Raw genomic sequence first — 19,504 nt, forward strand, 5'->3', positions numbered from 1 at the left:
TTTCAGTGGCGAGCTTAACCGAATAGGGGAGGCGTAGCGAAAGCGAGTCTTAATAGGGCGTTTAGTCGCTGGGAATAGACCCGAAACCGGGCGATCTATCCATGAGCAGGTTGAAGGTTAGGTAACACTGACTGGAGGACCGAACCCACTTCCGTTGAAAAGGCAGGGGATGACTTGTGGATCGGAGTGAAAGGCTAATCAAGCTCGGAGATAGCTGGTTCTCCTCGAAAGCTATTTAGGTAGCGCCTCATGTATCACTCTGGGGGTAGAGCACTGTTTCGGCTAGGGGGTCATCCCGACTTACCAAACCGATGCAAACTCCGAATACCCAGAAGTGCCGAGCATGGGAGACACACGGCGGGTGCTAACGTCCGTCGTGAAAAGGGAAACAACCCAGACCGTCAGCTAAGGTCCCAAAGTCCTGGTTAAGTGGTAAACGATGTGGGAAGGCTTAGACAGCTAGGAGGTTGGCTTAGAAGCAGCCACCCTTTAAAGAAAGCGTAATAGCTCACTAGTCGAGTCGGCCTGCGCGGAAGATGTAACGGGGCTCAAACCAGGCACCGAAGCTACGGGTATCACCTTTGGTGATGCGGTAGAGGAGCGTTCTGTAAGCCTGTGAAGGTGAGTTGAGAAGCTTGCTGGAGGTATCAGAAGTGCGAATGCTGACATGAGTAACGACAATGCGAGTGAAAAACTCGCACGCCGAAAGACCAAGGGTTCCTGCGCAACGTTAATCGACGCAGGGTGAGTCGGTCCCTAAGGCGAGGCTGAAAGGCGTAGTCGATGGGAAACGGGTTAATATTCCCGTACTTCTAGTTACTGCGATGGGGGGACGGAGAAGGCTAGGCCAGCTTGGCGTTGGTTGTCCAAGTTTAAGGTGGTAGGCTGACTGTTTAGGTAAATCCGGACAGTTAAGGCCGAGAGCTGATGACGATCCTTCTTTTAGAAGGAGAAGTGGTTGATGCCATGCTTCCAGGAAAAGCCTCTAAGCTTCAGGTAACTAGGAACCGTACCCCAAACCGACACAGGTGGTCGGGTAGAGAATACCAAGGCGCTTGAGAGAACTCGGGTGAAGGAACTAGGCAAAATGGCACCGTAACTTCGGGAGAAGGTGCGCCGGTGAGGGTGAAGGGTTTACCCCGTAAGCTCATGCCGGTCGAAGATACCAGGCCGCTGCGACTGTTTATTAAAAACACAGCACTCTGCAAACACGAAAGTGGACGTATAGGGTGTGACGCCTGCCCGGTGCCGGAAGGTTAATTGATGGGGTTAGCGCAAGCGAAGCTCTTGATCGAAGCCCCGGTAAACGGCGGCCGTAACTATAACGGTCCTAAGGTAGCGAAATTCCTTGTCGGGTAAGTTCCGACCTGCACGAATGGCGTAACGATGGCGGCGCTGTCTCCACCCGAGACTCAGTGAAATTGAAATCGCTGTGAAGATGCAGTGTATCCGCGGCTAGACGGAAAGACCCCGTGAACCTTTACTGTAGCTTTGCACTGGACTTTGAGCTTGCTTGTGTAGGATAGGTGGGAGGCTTTGAAGCGTGGACGCCAGTCTGCGTGGAGCCATCCTTGAAATACCACCCTGGCAATCTTGAGGTTCTAACTCTGGTCCGTTATCCGGATCGAGGACAGTGTATGGTGGGCAGTTTGACTGGGGCGGTCTCCTCCTAAAGAGTAACGGAGGAGTACGAAGGTGCGCTCAGACCGGTCGGAAATCGGTCGTAGAGTATAAAGGCAAAAGCGCGCTTGACTGCGAGACAGACACGTCGAGCAGGTACGAAAGTAGGTCTTAGTGATCCGGTGGTTCTGTATGGAAGGGCCATCGCTCAACGGATAAAAGGTACTCCGGGGATAACAGGCTGATACCGCCCAAGAGTTCATATCGACGGCGGTGTTTGGCACCTCGATGTCGGCTCATCACATCCTGGGGCTGAAGCCGGTCCCAAGGGTATGGCTGTTCGCCATTTAAAGTGGTACGCGAGCTGGGTTTAGAACGTCGTGAGACAGTTCGGTCCCTATCTGCCGTGGACGTTTGAGATTTGAGAGGGGCTGCTCCTAGTACGAGAGGACCGGAGTGGACGAACCTCTGGTGTTCCGGTTGTCACGCCAGTGGCATTGCCGGGTAGCTATGTTCGGAAGAGATAACCGCTGAAAGCATCTAAGCGGGAAACTTGCCTCAAGATGAGATCTCACTGGAGCCTTGAGCTTCCTGAAGGGCCGTCGAAGACTACGACGTTGATAGGTCGGGTGTGTAAGCGCTGTGAGGCGTTGAGCTAACCGATACTAATTGCCCGTGAGGCTTGACCATATAACACCCAAACAATCTGACCGCGTGTCAGAGCGTGAGGAAGACGACGCCGAAAACGGCGCGTGGGTTCGCAAGACCCAAGACGAGTTGTCTACTTCGATCACAGACCCAATTGGGCCAGCCAGGCAGCCTCATCGCCTGGTCAGCCAACCGAATTGCTTGACGAACATAGAGCATTGGAACCACCTGATCCCTTCCCGAACTCAGAAGTGAAACGATGCATCGCCGATGGTAGTGTGGGGTTTCCCCATGTGAGAGTAGGTCATCGTCAAGCGCCTAACACCCAGCACCCCCGCTCAGTTCACTCTGGCGGGGGTGTTGTCTTTGGGGCGAGGAAAGTTTGACCGGGCGTCAGGGGCTTGAGGACTGGGAGCAGCTAATTGGCTAGCGGACGCCTGAAAGTTGCGTCGCTGAGGGTGCCCTCACCCTAGCCCTCTCCCCGGGGGAGAGGGGACCAAAGGGCGCGGCGGCGGCGCTGGAGCAGTGCCCTGCTAGGCGAGTGCTGCTTCAAGTCCGCAAGAGCACAACAGCCTGGCTGCGCCGGGCTGTTGTGTTGGAAGCGCGGCACAGAATTATCGTAGGTTGGGTTGAGCTTGCGAAGCCCAGCGCCTTGAGGTCGCCGCAGGCATGACAGGCCTGGAAAAATGGCCATCAGGGCAGGCTCCGGTTATCCGGTTACTTGTGCAGCTGTCGAGCGTGCGCTGCCGATATAGCGAGTTGGCAAAACTACGTTGGCCGAGATCGACTGCAGCAGCCTGCCAGAGAATCCTCATAACCACCGGTAACCTGACCGGGAATGATTCTGATCTAGTACATTTTCCTTAACCTTTTCGGTATACAATGCCCAATGGCCTAAGGCCGGTAGGCAAGGGGTGCGAAGCGTCGTACCCCTTTTTTCTTTGCATGACCAACCAAATTTCTAGCGTGGCCCAGGATCCTATTCCTTGAACGTTAGGATCCGCGGACAGGTGCTCAGGTGACGCAAGCGATGAAAGCGCAAGCGAAGGGGATTCGATTTTGATCAAGGTGCTAGTTGTCGACGACCATGATCTTGTTCGTACCGGCATCGTACGGATGCTCGCGGATGTAGCAGGAATCCAGGTCGTCGGCCAGGCAGACAGTGGCGAAAATGCATTGATGCTGGCCCGTGAACTTGAGCCGGATGTCGTCTTGATGGACGTCCGTATGCCCGGTATTGGTGGGCTGGAAGCTACGCGCAAGCTCTTGCGCACTCGGCCTGACCTGAAGGTGGTTGTCGTCACGGCCTGTGAGGAAGATCCCTTTCCGACACGTCTGCTCCAGGCGGGCGCTGCGGGGTATCTGACTAAGGGGGCTGACATCGAAGAGATGATCACCGCCATCAAGCAGGCTTTTGCCGGTCGGCGGTATATCAGTGCGCAGATTGCTCAGCAGCTCGCCTTGAAGCCCTTCCAGTCCAAGGCCGAAGCATCGCCGTTCGATCAGCTGTCCGAGCGTGAGATTCAGATCGCGCTGATGATCGCGGGCTGCCAGAAAGTCCAGGTCATTTCCGACAAGCTTTGTTTGTCGCCCAAGACCGTCAACACCTATCGCTATCGGATCTTCGAGAAATTATCGATTACCAGCGATGTCGAACTGGCCATGTTGGCCGTTCGCCACGGCATGGTAGATGCAACGAGTTGATATGAGTCAATCTTTCGATGCTGCGGCCTTTTTATCCGGTTGCAGTGGACGTCCGGGTGTCTACCGGATGTTCGATGAGGGCGGCAAGCTCCTCTATGTAGGTAAAGCAAAGAACCTCAAGAACCGCCTTTCGAGTTACTTCAGAAAGACCGGCTTGGCGCCCAAGACGGCTTCCATGGTGTCCAAGATCGCCCAGATCGAGACCACCATCACGGGCAACGAGACCGAAGCGCTCTTGCTGGAACAAAACCTCATCAAGCAGTGGCGTCCGCCCTACAACATCCTGTTGCGGGATGATAAGTCCTACCCCTACGTCTATCTTTCCACCGAGGATAAGTATCCTCGGCTGACCATTCACCGCGGCGAGAAGAGAGGAAAGGGACGCTATTTCGGGCCCTATCCCAGTGCCGGTGCCATCCGCGAAAGTCTCAATCTGCTGCAGAAAGCCTTCCAGGTGCGCCAGTGTGATGACAACTATTTCCGCAATCGCACGCGGCCCTGTCTGCAATACCAGATCAAGAGATGCAAAGGACCCTGCGTTGCGTTGGTGAGTGAGCAGGAATATGGCGAGGACGTTCGCCATTCCGCCATGTTTCTCGAGGGGCGCAGCAATGCCCTGGCCGAAGAGCTGCAAGTCAAGATGGAGAGTGCCTCGGTCAATCTGCAATTCGAGCGTGCTGCCGAGTTGCGCGATCAGGTGGCCTTGGTCAGGCGTGTCCAGGACCAGCAGAGTATCGAGGGAGGCACCGGCGACGTCGATGTCATCGCTGCGCTCGTCAACCCGGGTGGTGCCTGTGTCCACCTGGTCAGTGTCCGCGGTGGTCGGGTGCTGGGCAGCAAGAATTTCTTTCCGGAGGTGGGAATCGAGGAGGATTCCAGTGAGGTGCTGGTCGCCTTCCTGGAGCAGTACTATCTCGCTTACCTGGAACGGGATCTGCCGGATGAGATCATCGTCAATTCCGTCCATGAGGACTTCGCTACGCTGATCGACGCCTTTGCCGAAGTCCATAAGCGGCAATTGGTCATCGCGCATCGCGTCCGCGGGACTCGGGCACGCTGGCAGCAGCTGGCGGTAACCAATGCGGAGCAGGCGTTGAATACACGTCTGGCCAATCGGCAGCACATGGGTGTGCGTTTCGACGCCCTGGTCCAGGCGCTGGATCTGCCCGAACCACCGCAACGGCTGGAATGCTTCGATATCAGTCATTCAAGTGGCGAGGCGACCGTGGCGTCCTGTGTGGTCTTCGGGCCGGAGGGACCGCTCAAATCGGATTATCGTCGTTACAATATCGAAGGCGTAACGGCCGGCGATGACTATGCGGCGATGCATCAGGCGCTGACGCGTCGCTTCAGTCGGTTGAAAGCGGGCGAGGGCAAGTTGCCAGATATCTTGCTGGTGGATGGCGGCAAGGGCCAGCTGGCCATGGCCCGTGAGGTGCTGAGGGAGCTCGCCGTACCGGATCTGGTTTTGCTGGGGGTGGCCAAAGGCGTCACCCGCAAGCCCGGCCTCGAGGTCCTCTATCTGGACGATCCCTCCAACGAATTCACCCTGCCGGCTCATTCGCCCGCGCTGCACCTCATTCAGCAGATCCGCGATGAGGCGCACCGTTTCGCGATTACCGGGCATCGCGCACGTCGCGGCAAGGCGCGCAGGACCTCCTCTCTGGAAGAGGTCGCTGGCATCGGACCCAAGCGCCGGCAGGAGCTCTTGAAGCACTTTGGTGGGCTCCGCGAATTGCAGCGCGCCAGCATCGAGGAAATTGCCAAAGCGCCCAGCATTAGCAAAAAGCTGGCCGAGCAGATTTATGCCGCCTTGCACAGCGAGTAGAATCGCCTCACGTTCACCAATAGCCGCGCCAATGAATATTCCAAATCTGCTTACCGTACTGCGCGTCTTCCTCATTCCCCTGTTCGTCATCCTGTTCTACCTGCCGGTCCACTGGAGCTACTGGACCGCCAGCACCGTCTTCGCGATCGCCTGTGCGACCGACTGGCTGGATGGTTATCTGGCGCGGCGGCTGGGGCAGAGCACGCCCTTTGGTGCCTTTCTGGATCCGGTAGCGGACAAGCTCATCGTCGCCGTGGCCTTGGTGTTGCTGGTACAGGAGCACGCCAACGCCTGGCTGACGCTGCCCGCCGTCATCATCGTCGGGCGCGAGATCGTCGTATCGGCGTTGCGGGAGTGGATGGCCGAGCTGGGTGCCCGTGCCCAGGTCGCGGTCTCCAATCTGGGCAAATGGAAGACTGCGGCGCAGATGTTGGCCCTGGTCATCCTGCTGGCCAATCCGCCGCAGATGACCTTCTGGGTCATCAGCGGCTACGCCTTGCTTATCGTCGCGGCGGCGCTGACGCTGTGGTCCATGTGCACCTATCTGATGGCGGCCTGGCCGCATCTGATGAGCGCCGAGAAAAAGAAATAAGTTTTTGAATCAATGGCTTGACATGAAGGGTGGCTCAGATAGAATGGCGCCCGTCACCAAGCGGGAATAGCTCAGTTGGTAGAGCACGACCTTGCCAAGGTCGGGGTCGCGAGTTCGAGTCTCGTTTCCCGCTCCATGTTTTACATGAGTGTCGCAAGACATTCAGGTTTGAGGCCGGGTGGCAGAGTGGTCATGCAGCGGATTGCAAATCCGTGTACGCCGGTTCGATTCCGACCTCGGCCTCCACTATTGAGAGCCCCGTAGATCCCTGGTCTACGGGGCTTTTCATCATCCAGGGATGTGTGAATACTGGATCAGGTTCTACGAATCCGGTCGTCTGAGGATTCGGTTCTGCCCGAGTGGTGAAACTGGTAGACACAAGGGACTTAAAATCCCTCGACTTAACGGTCGTGCCGGTTCGATTCCGGCCTCGGGCACCATTCAAATGAAAAGGCCACTCCTGTTCGAGTGGCCTTTTTCGTTTAGGAGGGAATCGTCCAGTAGGGTGTTTCATCCGCGTCGCGCTCGATGCGTGAGCGGCTGTCGAGGATGAAGGCTTCGAGCATGGCCGCGTCGAGCAATTCGGTGCGGGCGATGGGGCGATTGAGTACCGACTGACCGCTACGAGAGAAGACCTCGACATCGTAGGCACGTTGATCTCGCGTGGAGATAACGCAGCGCAGGGGTTCGAATCCGCCTTTCAGGGTGTTGAAGGCGCTGGCGAGTTCGACATAGAGGGTCATCCGGAAGAGCTTCCTGTTCAAAGGTGGCACTGTGACAGCATTGGCTGCTACAGGGTTTCACCTTTGCAGAAACGTGCCGTCATATCGCGATGCTAGTCGCAAAATTCCGGCCCTGCTTTCGGAGTTTTATTGCCAGCCTTGCAGCCAGCATTCTGCATCCTGCAACTCGTGCCAGTCCAGCGTCCAGGTACGACGAGTGAGAACGGCTTGTATATCTATCTGCGATATGGGGTCGGTCTCGACTTCCGGGGTATGCACCCGTGTCACGATGAAATGCTTTTGCCGTTCGCGTGGCTGGACGGCCGTCCATTTGCTGAGCAGCAGCTTGCTGGGATTGATCTGGCGTTGCTTCATCCCTGCATGGCCTCCAGCAGCGGTGCGCTGCGATAGCGCTGCAGCAGGGCTTCCAGGTTGCGATCGGGCATGGCGTGAGCCCTGAGCGCCGTGATGGTGCGTTCGACGTACTCCAGGGTGGTGCCGAAATGGCCGCAGGCTTCGGTCAGGACGCGATTGAGGATGTCGTCGGACAGGCTGCCGGCATAGCAGGGGAGATTGCGTTTCAGCACGAAGCCGAGCGCCTGGATCTTGCTGCCGTCTTCCAGGTGGCATTGCAGCCAGCGAGGACGGTAGGAGCCATCCGGCATTTCGCGTTTCCAGAGGGCCAGCAGATGGTCGTCCAGTTGATCATCGGGCAACTGGTAGGCGAAGCCCGAGCAGGAGCCGCCGCGATCCAGGCCCAGTACCAGGCCGGGTTGTTCGGGGTGCCGCGATGCAGCTGGGACCAGAGATAGAGACCGCGGTGATAGCCGTGCACCCGCGCCCGGCGAACGTCGACCGCGGGGCACTCGGGGCGCCAGATCAGCGAGCCATAGGCGAACAGCCACACCGGGCCGGGTTGGCGTTGGGCCAGGGTGGCCTCCAGAGAGGCTACGAGTTCCGGATGGGTGAGCGGGGTGGCGGGCGCCAGCTTGGGGGGATAGGAGTCGTGGATGCTGGAAGAAATCTGTCTGTGCATATATTGCCTGGTCCTCTACCGCTGGAGCTGCCAGGTCTAGGGACCCGGCACTAAGATCCTAACGAAAGTCCGGGAAGAACTCCTAGACCGTTCGTGCCCATCTTTATGACGCCTGGTTAGGTTGCAGCGAGAACCATGCCAACGCCTTGGCAAAAATCACCAGCCGAAAAAAAGCCCGACAGATGTCGGGCTTGGAGTGGAGCGTCAGATCGATCAGGCGCTGGTGCGGATCAGGTGATCGAAGGCGGCCAGGGAGGCCTTGGCGCCTTCGCCCAGGGCGATGATGATCTGCTTGTAGGGTACGGTGGTGACGTCGCCCGCCGCGAACACGCCAGGCAGGGAGGTCTGGCAGCGCGCGTCCACTTCGATCTCGCCACGTGGCGACAGCTCCACGGTGCCCTTGAGCCAGTCGGTGTTGGGTACCAGACCGATCTGCACGAAGACGCCTTCTAGGTCGATATGGTGGAACTCGCTGGAATTGCGGTCCTTGTAGACCAGGCCGTTGACCTTCTGGCCGTCACCCTTGACTTCACTGGTGAGCGCACTGGTGATGACGGTCACGTTGGGCAGGCTGAACAGCTTGCGCTGCAGCACGGCGTCGGCACGCAGCTGGCCGTCGTACTCGATCAGGGTCACCTGGGCGACGATGCCGGCGAGGTCGATGGCTGCCTCGACTCCCGAGTTGCCGCCGCCGACCACGGCGACGCGCTTGCCCTTGAACAGGGGACCGTCGCAGTGCGGGCAGTAGGCTACGCCGCGGTTACGGTATTCCTGCTCACCCGGCACATTCATCTCACGCCAGCGGGCACCGGTGGCAAGGATCAGCGTCTTGGCCTTGAGCGAGCCACCATCGGCGAAGCGTACTTCGTGCAGACCGCTAGCGTCGTGGGCCGGAATCAGCTGCTCGGCGCGCTGCAGGTTCATGATGTCGACTTCGTACTGCTTGACGTGCTCTTCGAGCGCCATGGCCAGCTTCGGGCCTTCGGTCTCCTTGATGGAGATGAAGTTCTCGATGGCGAGGGTGTCCAGCACCTGGCCGCCAAAGCGCTCGGCGGCGACGCCGGTGCGGATGCCCTTGCGCGCGGCATAGACGGCTGCTGCAGCACCAGCGGGGCCGCCACCAATGACCAGGACGTCGAAGGCGTCCTTGGCCTTGAGCTTGTCGGCGGAGCGGGCGGCGGCGCCGGTGTCGAGTTTGGCGACGATCTCTTCCAGGCCCATGCGGCCCTGGCCGAAGGGTTCGCCGTTCAGGTAGACGCTGGGCACGGCCATGATCCGGCGGCGCTCGACTTCGTCCTGGAACAGGGCGCCGTCGACGGCGACGTGCTTGACCCGGGGATTGAGCACGGCCATGAGATTCAGGGCTTGCACCACGTCCGGGCAGTTCTGGCAGGACAGGGAAAAATAGGTTTCGAACTGGTAGTCGCCGTCGAGGGCCTTGACCTGCTCGATGACGTCCTGGCTGGCCTTGGACGGATGACCGCCAACCTGGAGCAGGGCCAGGACCAGGGACGTAAATTCGTGGCCCATGGGCAGACCGGCGAAGCGCAGGTCGATGTTCTGACCGGGGGTCAGCAGGGCGAAGGAGGGACGACGCTCATCGCTGCCGTCGGTGCTGAGGCTGACCTGATCGGACAGGCTGGCGATATCCTGCAGCAGGCTGTGCATTTCACGGGACTTCGCGCCATCGTCGAGGGACGCGACGATCTCGATGGGGCGCGTGACGCGTTCGAGGTAGGTCTTGAGCTGGGCTTTCAGATTTGCGTCCAACATGGCGACGTGGCTTCCGTAAAAAATGGGCAAAAAAAGAGCGCGCGGGCAAGGCGCCCGGGCGCTCGGGCTAGATCAGGCGGGCGTTAGATCTTGCCGACCAGGTCCAGCGAGGGGGTCAGGGTCGCTTCGCCTTCTTTCCACTTGGCCGGGCAGACTTCGCCCGGGTGGTTGGCGACGTACTGGGCGGCGCGGACCTTGCGCAGCAGTTCGCTGGCATCACGGCCGATACCGTTGTCGTGGATTTCGCACAGCTTGATCTGACCTTCCGGGTTGATCAGGAAGGTGCCGCGCAGGGCCAGGCCTTCTTCTTCGATCAGCACTTCGAAGTTGCGTGCCAGGCGAGCGGTGGGATCGCCTACCAGCGGGTACTTGACCTTCTTGATGGCTTCCGAGGTGTCGTGCCAGGCCTTGTGGGCGAAGTGGGTGTCGCAGGACACGCCATAGATCTCTACGCCCAGCTTCTGGAACTCGGGGTACAGGTCAGCAAGGTCTTCCAGCTCGGTGGGGCACACGAAGGTGAAGTCAGCCGGGTAGAACACGATGGCGGACCACTTGCCCTTCAGATCGGCCTCGGTCACCTGGACGAATTTGCCATTGTGGTAGGCAGTCGCGGTGAAAGGCTTCACTTCGGTGTTGATCAGGGACATTGATGACTCCTTGATGGGTTTAAGTCAGGGTTGAAATCGATAGGACGCATACTAATCGCAGTTTGACGATTCACCTCATTGTTAAAGGCGATGCTGGCGATTAGGCGCCTCTATCGGATACTACAGGTTATGAAGGAAATCAGTACCTTAGCCAAACCTCAGGCAGCGCCCAGGGCCTTGATCGTGGCGGGATGCTGACCCCATTCGCTCCAGGAACCGTCATAGAGTCGGCCATCCGGAAAGCCGGCGACACTGAGGGCGAGCAGCAGCACCGTGGCGGTGACCCCACTGCCGCAGCTGGTGATCACCGGATGCAGGCCATCGATACCCAGGGCCTGGAAGCGCTGCCGCAACTCCTGGGGTGGCAACAGGGTGCCGTTGTCGGTCAACAGGCTGTCGTAGGGCAGATTCTGGCTGCCGGGCATATGACCGGAGGCAACGCCCGGGCGCGGCTCGGCGATCTCGCCGGTGAAGCGCTTGGCGCCGCGCGCGTCGAGCACCTGGGTTTGGCCCACGCTGAGCGCGGTCTGCACATCGCCCAGGCCGCAGAGCAGGCGGTTGTTGAAGATGACGGGGTAGGGTGGCTGCGGGCTGGGCAGGTTTTCACCGGCCTCCAGCGGCAGGCCCTGTTCACGCCAGAGCGGCAGGCCGCCATCGAGCACCAGCACCTGGTCATGGCCGAACAGGCGGAACAGCCACCAGGCCCGGGCGGCGGAGAAGAGACCCTTCTGGTCGTAGACGACCAGGGTGGTCTCCGGGGTGACGCCCAGTTCGCCGGCCAGGCGGGCGAAGCGTCCGGCGCTGGGGACCATGTGCGGCAGCGCGGTGTCCGGGTCGGAGAAGTGTTCGATATCGAAGCGCAGGGCGCCGGGGATGTGCTGCTGCCGATAGGTTTCGTCGGCGATCTGGGGTTCATTGGGCAGATAGAGACTGGCATCGAGGATCAGCAGGTCCGGGCGACCAAGTTGCTCGTGCAGCCAGGCGACGGTGACCAGCGGGGAAGCGATCATGGGTGGCGCTCCTTGATGGGCAAAGGGCGACAGCTTAGCGCGCCTGGCGCGACGTGGGCTGTCAGGGACCAGCGGATACTTTATCCTCGGCGACCTGGCAACTGGATAGATGACTTATGAGCGAACTTAACGGGCAATCCACGGGCGGCAACGACTGGCAACTAGGGCGCATCGTCGGTGAACTGCATGAGGCGCGCAGTCAATGGCGCGAGACCCATGGACGTTTTCGCGAATTCAGTGGCCGCGAGCTGCCGTCGCGCAGCGTCATGGCCAGCGTGATCGAATCCCTCAGCGGGGCGCTCTTTCCGCTGCGCCTCGGGCCGGATCAGTTGCGCCAGGAAAGCGAGGACTTCTATGTCGGCTTCGAGCTGGAGCGAGCGCTCAATGCCCTGGTGATCCAGGCGAAGCTGGAGCTGGACTATTTCGCCAAGCAGCGTGGCGAGAACGGCGTCAATCGTGCCGATGAGGCGCGCCGGCTGGTACAGGCCTTTGCCCTGGCGCTGCCGGATCTGCGCCGCCTGCTGGATACCGACGTGATCGCCGCCTACCAGGGCGATCCCGCTGCGCGCAGCGTGGACGAGGTACTGCTGTGCTATCCGGGCATCTACGCCATGATCCATCACCGCATCGCCCATCACTTCTATCGCAGCGGCCTGCCGCTGCTGGCGCGGATGGTCAGCGAGCGGGCGCATTCGGCGACCGGGATCGACATCCACCCGGGCGCCCAGATCGGCGAAGGCTTCTTCATCGATCATGGCACGGGCGTGGTGATCGGCGAGACCTGCATCATCGGCGACCGGGTGCGCATCTATCAGGCTGTGACCCTCGGTGCCAAGCGCTTCCCGGCCGATGCCGAGGGCAATCTCAAGAAGGGCCACCCGCGCCATCCCATCGTCGAGGACGACGTGGTGATCTATGCCGGGGCGACCATCCTCGGGCGCATCACCATCGGCCAGGGTTCGACCATTGGCGGCAACGTCTGGCTGACCCATGGCGTGCCGGCCAACAGCAACGTCAGCCAGGCCAGCCTGCAGGGCTGTGCCGGCCTGGCTCAGGAGTAGTCGGCGGCGCTGTCGCGAACGAACTTGGCCAGGAAGCGCCGGGTTCGTTCTTCACGCTGCTGATTGAACAGCTCGGCTGCCGGGCCCTGTTCGACGATGCGGCCAGCGTCCATGAACAGCACCCGGTGGGCGACGTCACGGGCGAAGGCCATCTCGTGGGTGACGATCACCAGGGTACGACCCTCCTGGGCCAGCCCGCGGATCGTCTCGAGCACCTCGCCGACCCGCTCGGGATCCAGCGCCGAAGTGGGTTCGTCGAAGAGGATGGCCTGGGGACGCATGGCCAGCGCCCGGGCGATGGCGACCCGCTGTTGCTGGCCACCCGACAGCTGCCCGGGATAGGTATCCGCCTTGTCGGCCAGCCCGACCTTGGCCAACAGCTCGCGACCGCGGGCGCTGGCGGTCTCGCGCGCTTCGCCCTGGACGATGATAGGCCCTTCGATCACGTTCTCCAGCGCGGTGCGATGGGGAAACAGATTGAAGTTCTGGAAGACGAAACCCATGCTCTGGCGCAACTGGCGAATGGTGCCCTGCTGGGCCTTGAGCGGCCGGCTGGCATCGATACGCAGCTCACCCAGGCGGATACTGCCGGCGTCCGGCGTCTCCAGCAGATTGAGGCAGCGCAGCAGGGTGGTCTTGCCCGAGCCGCTGGGGCCGATGATGGCGACCACCTCGCCCTGGGCCACCTGGAGGTCGATGGCCTGGAGCACGGTCTGCTGTTGAAAGGACTTGGAGAGTCCCTGCACCTCGATCATGACGGGCCTCGCTCGTTGATGTGACGCCCGTAGTGTCGCTCCAGGCGATTCTGCAGGGTGGACAGCAGGCTGGCCAGCACCCAGTAGAGCAGCGCTGCGGCCAGGTACATACTGAAGATCTCGAAGGTGCGGGCAGTGATCAGCTGGGCCTGGCGGAACAGCTCAGGCACCTGGATGGTGGCCGCCAGCGAGGTGTCCTTGACCAGCGAGATGAAGCTGTTGCCGAGCGGTGGCAGGGCGATCCGCAGCGCCTGGGGCAGGATGGCGCGCCTCACGGTCTGCAGGGGCGTCATGCCGATGCTAGCGGCGGCTTCCCACTGGCCGCGGTCGATGGCGCCGATGGCCGAGCGGATGATCTCCGCCGTGTAGGCCGCCATGTTCAGCGAGAAGCCGATCAGCGCCGCCGGCAGCGGATCGAGCTGGAGACCGAGCTCGGGCAGGCCGTAGTAGATGACGAACAGCTGCACCAGCAGTGGCGTACCCCGGAAAAACGAGATGTACAGCCGCGCCAGGCTACGCAGCGGCAGACTCCGGGAGCGGCGCAGCAGGGCCAGGCCGAAGCCCAGCAGCAGTCCGAAGAACATGCCGCCGAGGCTCAGGACCACTGTCCAGATCGCGCCCTTCAGCAGGAAGGGCAGCGAATCGAGCAGGAGCTGTAGCGTGTCGCTCATTGGGTGACGTCAGCCTTGAACCACTTCTCGGAGATCTTGGCCAGGGTGCCGTCGGCGCGCAGCTTGGCGATGGCCTGGTCGACCGCGGCATGGAATTCCGGATCGCCCTTGCGCTCGGCGATGCCCGATTCCTGGCGGCTGAAAGGCTCACCGGCCAGGGCCAGCTTGTCCTTGGTCTTGGCCAGCAATTCCAGGGCGGCCAGGCGGTCGACGAGGATGGCGTCGATACGGCCGACGCGCAGATCCTGGTACTTGGTCGGATCGTCTTCGTAGGTGCGCACGTCCGCCTTGGGTACATTCTGGCGCAGCCACTGCTCGTAGTTGGTACCCAGGCCGACGCCGACCTTCTTGCCGGCGAGGTCGGCGGCAGTCTTGATGCTGTCCACATCGTCCTTGCGCACCAGGGCCTGGATGCCGGAGACGGTGTAGGGGGTGGAGAAATCGTATTTCTTCTTGCGCTCCTCGCTGATGGTGACCTGGTTGATCACTACGTCCAGGCGACGGGATTCCAGGGCTGCCAGCAGGCCATCCCACTTGCCGGGCTGGATCTTGGCGTCGACGCCCAGTTCCTTGGCCAGCGCCTTGGCGAAGTCCACTTCGAAGCCGGTCAGCTGGCCCTGTTCGTTCTGGAAGCTGAAGGGCGGATAGGTGCCTTCCAGGCCGACGACCAGTTCGCCACGCTGCTTGACGGTCTGCAGGAGATCTTCGGCCTGGGCGGTGGCCTGGTGGGCCAGGCCCAGGGCGAGCAGCAGGGCGGCGCTACGGAACAGACGCTGGGGGAGAGCTTTGCGCATGGAGGAAATCCTTGAGGTTATGAGGGTGCGCCACTATGGGGGTGTCTGTTCTGACATCCCAAGTCCGAAAACTGCTGACGTTATGCCATCGCCCAGGGACTTGGCTAGCCGATCACGCCAACCAGTCGCCATAGGCGAAGGTACCCGGGGCTCCGCCGGTGTGCAGGAATACCAGGGGGCCGGGCGGCAGCGCGCCGGTGGCTACCATGTCCAGCAGGCCGGCCATGGCCTTGCCGGTGTAGACCGGGTCGAGCACAAGACCTTCCAGCCGGCCCAGCCGGCGGATGGCCGCCAGGGTGCCGGGATTGGGTTCGCCATAGCGGGGACCGAAATAGCCATCACGCAGCTGCGGCGGATCCTGAGGCGGGGCGACGCCCAACAGCTCGGCCAGCTGTTGCCGCAGCAGGGCGACCTTGGGCAGCTGTTCGGCCTCGGTGCGGGAGACGGTGACCCCGATCACCGGCAACTCCGGTCGCAGCTGGTGGAGGGCCAGGTCCAGACCGGCCTGGGTGCCGGCACTGCCGGAGGCGAGGATAACGGCAGCGGGTTGCAGCTGCAGTTCGTGCAGCTGAGCGTCGAGTTCCAGGCCGGCACGGACGTAGCCGAGGGCGCCCAGGGCGCTGGAGCCGCCAATGGGAATCACCCAGGGCTTGCGCCCTTGCTGGCGCAGGCGCTCGGTTGCGGCTTCCAGCTGGCTGACCGGATCATCGAGGGCGGCGACGGCCCTGACCTCGGCGCCGAAGAGTTCGAGCAGGAGACGATTGCCGCCGTGCAGATAACCGGGAGCCGTGGTGGCGATGGGATTTTCCAGCAGGGCGACGCAGGCCAGCCCCTGCTGCGCGGCGACGGCTGCAGTCTGACGGACATGATTGGACTGGATGGCGCCGGCGGTCACCAGGGTGTCGGCGCCGGCGGCCAGCGCCGCGGCGACCAGGTACTCCAGCTTGCGCACCTTGTTGCCGCCCAGGGCCAGGCTGGTGGCGTCGTCGCGCTTGCAGTAGACCGGTCGGCCCAGCTCTGCCGACAGTCGCGGCAGGAGCTCCAGCGGGGTCGCCGAGGATTGCAGCGTCAGGCGCGGAAAGCGGGCGAGGGCGGTGGCGAGCATGGCGGAACTCGGGGCAGTGAAGGGGGCTTCACTCTAGGGGCAAGCCGCGCCTGGCAGCAATCCTGCACTCAGGCGAGGTCCGGGCGCCGTGCCCAGGCCTGGGGTACCAGGGAGCGCAGCAGCACGCCGTAGAGCGGCACGAAGAGCAGCAGGCTGACCGTCAGCTTGACCCCGTAGTCGACCAGGGCGATCTCCGGCCAATGACTGGCCATGAAGGGATTGTCGCTGCGCCAGAAGGCGATGGAAAAGAACGCCAGGGTGTCGAGGGCGTTGCCGAACAGGGTCGAGACCGTCGGCGCCAGCCACCAGTGGCGCGAGCGCCGCAGGCGGTCGAACACCTGGATGTCGAGCAACTGGCCAAGCACATAGGCGCAGAAGCTCGCCAGGGAGATGCGCAGGACGAAGACATTGAGGGCGGCCAGCGCCGTCCAGCCCTGGAAGCTGCCGTCCTGGAACAGCACGGAAACCCCATAGGAGACCAACAGCGCCGGCAGCATCACCCGGGCGATAACCTGACGCGCCGCCGCCTTGCCCATCACCCGCACGGTGAGGTCGGTGGCCAGGAAGATGAAGGGGAAGCTGAAGGCACCCCAGGTGGTGTGCCAGCCGAACAGCTGCAGCGGCAACTGCACCAGATAGTTGCTGGCGATGATGATGAGGATGTGGAAAGCGACGAGCGCGGCCACGAGGGCACGCTGCGGGGTGGCAAGCAAGGCAGACATGGGCAGTCCTTTTTTGGTTACCTGGGGTGAGGGAACCCAGGGCGCGGAGGCGGGGCGACATTCTACGGATATACGGGGCACCTGGCGAGGTCGCGCCGGTCGGCGTCGGATCGGCAGCCTCATCGGACCGATGGGCAGACCAGGCAGCCGCCTGTTAACTTGTACGACTTCCGCACCGACAGAGAGCTTCCAGATGCACTTTCGATCGCTGGGTCGTACCGACCTCCAGGTTAGCGCCATTGCGCTGGGCACTATGACCTGGGGTGAGCAGAACACCGAGGCCGAGGCCTTCGAGCAGTTGCGCGCCGCCAAGGCCGCCGGGGTCAACTTCATCGACACGGCGGAGATGTATCCGGTGCCGCCGCGCGCCGAGACCTACACCCGTACCGAGACCATCATCGGCAACTACTTTCGCCAGCATGGCGATCGCGCCGACTGGATACTGGCCAGCAAGGCGGCCGGTCCGGGACGCGACATGGACTATATCCGCAATGGCGGTCTGGCCTTTACCAGGGCCAATCTCACCGCGGCGCTGGACGCCAGCCTGCAGCGTCTGAACACCGACTATCTGGATCTCTATCAGCTGCACTGGCCGGATCGGCGGACCAACTACTTCGGCCAGTTGGGCTACGAGCACAGCGATGCCGACTTCACGCCCCTCGAAGAGACCCTGGAAGCCCTGGATAGCCTGGTGAAGGCAGGCAAGGTCCGCCATGTCGGGCTTTCCAACGAAACGCCCTGGGGCGTGCAGCAATTCCTGCACCTGAGCGAGACCCGTGGCTGGCCGCGGGTGGTCTCGATCCAGAATCCCTACAACCTGCTCAATCGCAGCTTCGAGGTGGGTCTGGCCGAGCAGGCCATCCGCGAGCAGGTAGGCTTGCTGGCCTATTCGCCACTGGCCTTCGGCGTGCTGGCGGGCAAGTACCTGCAGGGCGCACGTCCGGAGGGCGCGCGACTGACGCTGTTCGAACGCTTCCAGCGCTACAGCAATCCGCAGACGCAGCGCGCCGCCCAGGCCTATGTCGAGCTGGCCCGGGAACGCGGTCTGGATCCGGCGCAGATGGCCCTGGCCTTCGTCACCAGTCGGCCTTTCGTGACCAGCAACATCATCGGCGCCACCTCGCTCGCCCAGCTGGAAAGCAACCTGGCGAGCAGCGAGCTGGTGCTGGACCGGGAAACCCTGGCCGCCATCGAAGCCATCCACGTCGACCAGCCCAATCCGGCGCCCTGATCGCGTGGTATCCGGCGCCCGGTACAGCCGTTGTACCGGGCGTTTTCTTGCGCGCGGCGAAAGGCGGCCGTGACCAACAGGGCATGGGCGCAAGGGCTGCTGTCCGCGACGCCTATTAAAACCGTGGCCCCGAAGGCCTAGAGTCAGTCGGACCTTCCACGCCTGCAGGTGTCCGTCATGACGTCGTATGAAATCGTGCTCCTGGGTGACCAGGATGCATCCATCGTTGCCCACCAGGCCATCCCCAGGCCCTGGCGCTGACGGCCATGGCGCTGGGTGTCACGCTGAGTTCCCGCTGGCTGCCGACTGTAGAAGCCGATGGCGCCCTTGCCCACTGCGACGGCCTCTGGTGCGTGCCCGGCAGTCCCTATCGCCATCGTGAAGGGGTGCTGGCGACTCTGCGCACGGCCCGCGAACAGCGGATTCCCTTTCTGGGTACCTGTGGCGGGCTGCAGTACGCGCTCCTGGAGTACGTCCAGTCAGTACTGGGCTGGACGGACGCCGCCCACGGTGAAGACGATCCGTTGGCGACCCGCGCGGTGCTCACGCCCCTGAGCTGCGCCCGCATCGAGGTGCAGAATCAACTCCGGCTGCTGCCGGGTTCGCGCCTGGCGGAGGCGGCCGGCGCCGAACGGGTCGAGGCCACCTATCGCTGTCGCTTCGGGGTAAATCCCGCCTATCTGCCGACCTTGCTCGCTGCCGGCTGGCGCGTCCTCGCCTGGGATGAAGAAGGGCTACCCGCGGCGTTCGAACTGGAAAGCCATCCCTGTTATTTCGGCACCCTCTATCAGCCCGAGCGGGAGGCGCTGGCCGGTCGGGTCCCCTCGGTGGTGCGCGCCTGGCTGGAGGCGGTGGTCGCGACACGGAGCCTACGGGCATGAACCGGCTGGAGCTGCCCGAGGACTGCGTGGTGATCGCCTTCCTCTCGCAGCGCACGGACGAAGATCCCGACTATGAGCGGATGGCCGCGCGCATGGTGGAGTTGGCGCAGGCGCAACCGGGCTTTCTCGGCATGGAGTCGGTACGCGGCGCCGACGGCCGGGGCATCACCCTGTCCTACTGGACCGACCAGGCGGCGGTCGCGGCCTGGGGTGCCCATCCGGAACATCGGCAGGCGCAGCGGCTGGGCCATGAACGCTGGTATCGCTGGCATGACACCCGGGTCATGCGACTGCTGTCGTCGCGGTCCGGGGCCGGTGTCATTCCAGACGGATCGCGCCCAGGGCCGGAGTGACGCGAATCCAGCCGATGCGGCTGTCTTCGCCGATCAGCATGACTTTCTTCCAGGGACGAAAGGGCGCGCTGTCCAGGACCAGGATGCGATTACCCGGCTCGAGCATGACGATCAGCTGGCGGTTGGCGACCAGGCTGCGTTCCGGCATGGCGGGATACTGCATCAGCGGAATCTGGCCACCGCGGATCTGCCAGGTCTCGCCACTGGCCGCGTTGATGAAGGTCGGCAGCCGCGTCAACAGGATGGCCAGCGCGAAGAACCCGATCAGCAGCAGGACGAGCCGCTGCGTCACGGTGCGGACGGCAACGATATCGGGTGACAGCTTGCCAATCGAGGACATGGGAATGGCTC

Annotated in this window: 17 protein-coding genes, 3 tRNA genes, 2 rRNA genes and 2 pseudogenes (1 of these 24 running past the window's edge); 12 read left to right on the forward strand and 12 right to left on the reverse strand. The window is 62.2% G+C overall.

The window, feature by feature from the left end; all coding sequences use genetic code 11:
• From BGI51_RS17620 to BGI51_RS17655, 8 genes are all read left to right on the forward strand, one after another.
• Positions 1-2,310: ribosomal RNA gene (locus BGI51_RS17620) — 23S ribosomal RNA — on the forward strand (it extends 582 nt beyond the left edge of the window).
• Between the two features lie 158 nt (positions 2,311-2,468).
• Positions 2,469-2,584, forward strand: a 5S ribosomal RNA gene (rrf, locus tag BGI51_RS17625).
• A 743-nt stretch (positions 2,585-3,327) separates the two neighbouring features.
• Positions 3,328-3,972: a response regulator transcription factor GacA gene (gacA, locus tag BGI51_RS17630; RefSeq protein ID WP_133861893.1), complete on the forward strand. Its 645-nt coding sequence runs from the start codon at positions 3,328-3,330 to the stop codon at positions 3,970-3,972.
• 1 nt (position 3,973) lies between these two features.
• Positions 3,974-5,800, forward strand: a complete 1,827-nt coding sequence (gene uvrC, locus BGI51_RS17635; RefSeq protein WP_133861892.1) for an excinuclease ABC subunit UvrC — start codon at positions 3,974-3,976, stop codon at positions 5,798-5,800.
• 31 nt (positions 5,801-5,831) lie between these two features.
• A complete protein-coding gene (pgsA, locus tag BGI51_RS17640) occupies positions 5,832-6,392 on the forward strand; it encodes a CDP-diacylglycerol--glycerol-3-phosphate 3-phosphatidyltransferase (protein WP_133861891.1) in 561 nt (186 codons plus the stop codon).
• Positions 6,393-6,452: 60 nt separating this feature from the next.
• A tRNA-Gly gene (locus BGI51_RS17645) sits at positions 6,453-6,528 on the forward strand.
• A gap of 36 nt (positions 6,529-6,564) precedes the next feature.
• Positions 6,565-6,638: transfer RNA gene (locus BGI51_RS17650), tRNA-Cys, on the forward strand.
• 107 nt (positions 6,639-6,745) lie between these two features.
• A tRNA-Leu gene (locus tag BGI51_RS17655) sits at positions 6,746-6,832 on the forward strand.
• Between the two features lie 42 nt (positions 6,833-6,874).
• On the opposite strand, the gene BGI51_RS17660 is transcribed toward BGI51_RS17655, so the two are convergent.
• From BGI51_RS17660 to sseA, 6 genes and pseudogenes are all read right to left on the reverse strand, one after another.
• On the reverse strand, positions 6,875-7,135 hold the full coding sequence (locus BGI51_RS17660; protein WP_007161858.1) for a hypothetical protein: 261 nt from the start codon (positions 7,133-7,135) through the stop codon (positions 6,875-6,877).
• A gap of 126 nt (positions 7,136-7,261) precedes the next feature.
• Positions 7,262-7,489 (reverse strand): TIGR02450 family Trp-rich protein, encoded by a 228-nt coding sequence (locus tag BGI51_RS17665; protein ID WP_133861831.1) that lies wholly within the window; start codon positions 7,487-7,489, stop codon positions 7,262-7,264.
• A pseudogene (locus tag BGI51_RS17670) lies at positions 7,486-8,150 on the reverse strand (gamma-glutamylcyclotransferase). Before BGI51_RS17670 ends, BGI51_RS17665 begins: the two are co-directional and overlap by 4 nt.
• Before the next feature lie 213 nt (positions 8,151-8,363).
• The gene (gene ahpF, locus BGI51_RS17675; RefSeq protein WP_187979167.1) at positions 8,364-9,923 is read right to left on the reverse strand and encodes an alkyl hydroperoxide reductase subunit F; all 1,560 of its coding nucleotides are present in this window, start codon (positions 9,921-9,923) and stop codon (positions 8,364-8,366) included.
• Between the two features lie 83 nt (positions 9,924-10,006).
• Positions 10,007-10,570, reverse strand: a complete 564-nt coding sequence (ahpC, locus tag BGI51_RS17680; protein ID WP_187979168.1) for an alkyl hydroperoxide reductase subunit C — start codon at positions 10,568-10,570, stop codon at positions 10,007-10,009.
• A 158-nt stretch (positions 10,571-10,728) separates the two neighbouring features.
• The gene (gene sseA / locus BGI51_RS17685) at positions 10,729-11,580 is read right to left on the reverse strand and encodes a 3-mercaptopyruvate sulfurtransferase (RefSeq protein ID WP_187979169.1); all 852 of its coding nucleotides are present in this window, start codon (positions 11,578-11,580) and stop codon (positions 10,729-10,731) included.
• A 116-nt stretch (positions 11,581-11,696) separates the two neighbouring features.
• On the opposite strand from sseA, the gene epsC reads away from it, so the two are divergent.
• Complete coding sequence (epsC, locus tag BGI51_RS17690) at positions 11,697-12,641, forward strand: serine O-acetyltransferase EpsC (protein ID WP_007161852.1); 945 nt, start codon at positions 11,697-11,699, stop codon at positions 12,639-12,641.
• On the opposite strand, the gene tcyN is transcribed toward epsC, so the two are convergent.
• The 5 genes from tcyN to BGI51_RS17715 form a co-directional block, all read right to left on the reverse strand.
• On the reverse strand, positions 12,632-13,396 hold the full coding sequence (gene tcyN, locus BGI51_RS17695; RefSeq protein ID WP_187979170.1) for an L-cystine ABC transporter ATP-binding protein TcyN: 765 nt from the start codon (positions 13,394-13,396) through the stop codon (positions 12,632-12,634). The genes epsC and tcyN overlap by 10 nt on opposite strands.
• Positions 13,393-14,067 carry a cystine ABC transporter permease gene (tcyL, locus tag BGI51_RS17700; RefSeq protein ID WP_187979171.1) on the reverse strand — a complete coding sequence of 225 codons (675 nt, stop codon included), beginning with the start codon at positions 14,065-14,067 and terminating at the stop codon, positions 13,393-13,395. Before tcyL ends, tcyN begins: the two co-directional genes overlap by 4 nt.
• Positions 14,064-14,861, reverse strand: a complete 798-nt coding sequence (gene tcyJ / locus BGI51_RS17705) for a cystine ABC transporter substrate-binding protein (protein WP_187979172.1) — start codon at positions 14,859-14,861, stop codon at positions 14,064-14,066. The genes tcyL and tcyJ overlap by 4 nt, the downstream gene beginning before the upstream one ends.
• Before the next feature lie 112 nt (positions 14,862-14,973).
• Positions 14,974-15,966, reverse strand: coding sequence for a D-cysteine desulfhydrase (locus BGI51_RS17710; RefSeq protein WP_187979173.1), 993 nt, complete (start codon positions 15,964-15,966; stop codon positions 14,974-14,976).
• A gap of 68 nt (positions 15,967-16,034) precedes the next feature.
• The gene (locus tag BGI51_RS17715) at positions 16,035-16,688 is read right to left on the reverse strand and encodes a 7-cyano-7-deazaguanine/7-aminomethyl-7-deazaguanine transporter (RefSeq protein WP_187979174.1); all 654 of its coding nucleotides are present in this window, start codon (positions 16,686-16,688) and stop codon (positions 16,035-16,037) included.
• A 193-nt stretch (positions 16,689-16,881) separates the two neighbouring features.
• On the opposite strand from BGI51_RS17715, the gene BGI51_RS17720 reads away from it, so the two are divergent.
• The 3 genes and pseudogenes from BGI51_RS17720 (at position 16,882) to BGI51_RS17730 (ending at position 19,153) form a co-directional block, all read left to right on the forward strand.
• Entirely contained in the window at positions 16,882-17,919 is a 1,038-nt protein-coding gene (locus BGI51_RS17720; RefSeq protein ID WP_187979175.1) for an NADP(H)-dependent aldo-keto reductase, read from the forward strand.
• A 177-nt stretch (positions 17,920-18,096) separates the two neighbouring features.
• Positions 18,097-18,800: pseudogene (locus BGI51_RS17725) on the forward strand (CTP synthase C-terminal region-related (seleno)protein).
• On the forward strand, positions 18,797-19,153 hold the full coding sequence (locus tag BGI51_RS17730) for an antibiotic biosynthesis monooxygenase family protein (RefSeq protein ID WP_187979176.1): 357 nt from the start codon (positions 18,797-18,799) through the stop codon (positions 19,151-19,153). The pseudogene BGI51_RS17725 and the gene BGI51_RS17730 overlap by 4 nt, the downstream one beginning before the upstream one ends.
• On the opposite strand, the gene BGI51_RS17735 is transcribed toward BGI51_RS17730, so the two are convergent.
• Positions 19,119-19,493, reverse strand: coding sequence for a hypothetical protein (locus BGI51_RS17735; RefSeq protein WP_187979177.1), 375 nt, complete (start codon positions 19,491-19,493; stop codon positions 19,119-19,121). The two genes, BGI51_RS17730 and BGI51_RS17735, sit on opposite strands and share 35 nt — an antisense overlap.
• Positions 19,494-19,504 lie beyond the last annotated feature (11 nt).

The organism is Pseudomonas oryzihabitans, assembly GCF_014522265.1.
GTDB classification, from domain to species: domain Bacteria; phylum Pseudomonadota; class Gammaproteobacteria; order Pseudomonadales; family Pseudomonadaceae; genus Chryseomonas; species Chryseomonas aestiva.

Bases quoted from the DNA above. Each gene is read 5' to 3' on its own strand.
- uvrC (WP_133861892.1), top strand. From the start codon at position 3,974: ATGAGTCAATCTTTCGATGCTGCGGCCTTTTTATCCGGTTGCAGTGGA.
- pgsA (WP_133861891.1), top strand. From the start codon at position 5,832: ATGAATATTCCAAATCTGCTTACCGTACTGCGCGTCTTCCTCATTCCC.
- BGI51_RS17660 (WP_007161858.1), bottom strand. From the start codon at position 7,135: ATGACCCTCTATGTCGAACTCGCCAGCGCCTTCAACACCCTGAAAGGC.
- BGI51_RS17665 (WP_133861831.1), bottom strand. From the start codon at position 7,489: ATGAAGCAACGCCAGATCAATCCCAGCAAGCTGCTGCTCAGCAAATGG.
- ahpF (WP_187979167.1), bottom strand. From the start codon at position 9,923: ATGTTGGACGCAAATCTGAAAGCCCAGCTCAAGACCTACCTCGAACGC.
- ahpC (WP_187979168.1), bottom strand. From the start codon at position 10,570: ATGTCCCTGATCAACACCGAAGTGAAGCCTTTCACCGCGACTGCCTAC.
- sseA (WP_187979169.1), bottom strand. From the start codon at position 11,580: ATGATCGCTTCCCCGCTGGTCACCGTCGCCTGGCTGCACGAGCAACTT.
- epsC (WP_007161852.1), top strand. From the start codon at position 11,697: ATGAGCGAACTTAACGGGCAATCCACGGGCGGCAACGACTGGCAACTA.
- tcyN (WP_187979170.1), bottom strand. From the start codon at position 13,396: ATGATCGAGGTGCAGGGACTCTCCAAGTCCTTTCAACAGCAGACCGTG.
- tcyL (WP_187979171.1), bottom strand. From the start codon at position 14,067: ATGAGCGACACGCTACAGCTCCTGCTCGATTCGCTGCCCTTCCTGCTG.
- tcyJ (WP_187979172.1), bottom strand. From the start codon at position 14,861: ATGCGCAAAGCTCTCCCCCAGCGTCTGTTCCGTAGCGCCGCCCTGCTG.
- BGI51_RS17710 (WP_187979173.1), bottom strand. From the start codon at position 15,966: ATGCTCGCCACCGCCCTCGCCCGCTTTCCGCGCCTGACGCTGCAATCC.
- BGI51_RS17715 (WP_187979174.1), bottom strand. From the start codon at position 16,688: ATGTCTGCCTTGCTTGCCACCCCGCAGCGTGCCCTCGTGGCCGCGCTC.
- BGI51_RS17720 (WP_187979175.1), top strand. From the start codon at position 16,882: ATGCACTTTCGATCGCTGGGTCGTACCGACCTCCAGGTTAGCGCCATT.
- BGI51_RS17730 (WP_187979176.1), top strand. From the start codon at position 18,797: ATGAACCGGCTGGAGCTGCCCGAGGACTGCGTGGTGATCGCCTTCCTC.
- BGI51_RS17735 (WP_187979177.1), bottom strand. From the start codon at position 19,493: ATGTCCTCGATTGGCAAGCTGTCACCCGATATCGTTGCCGTCCGCACC.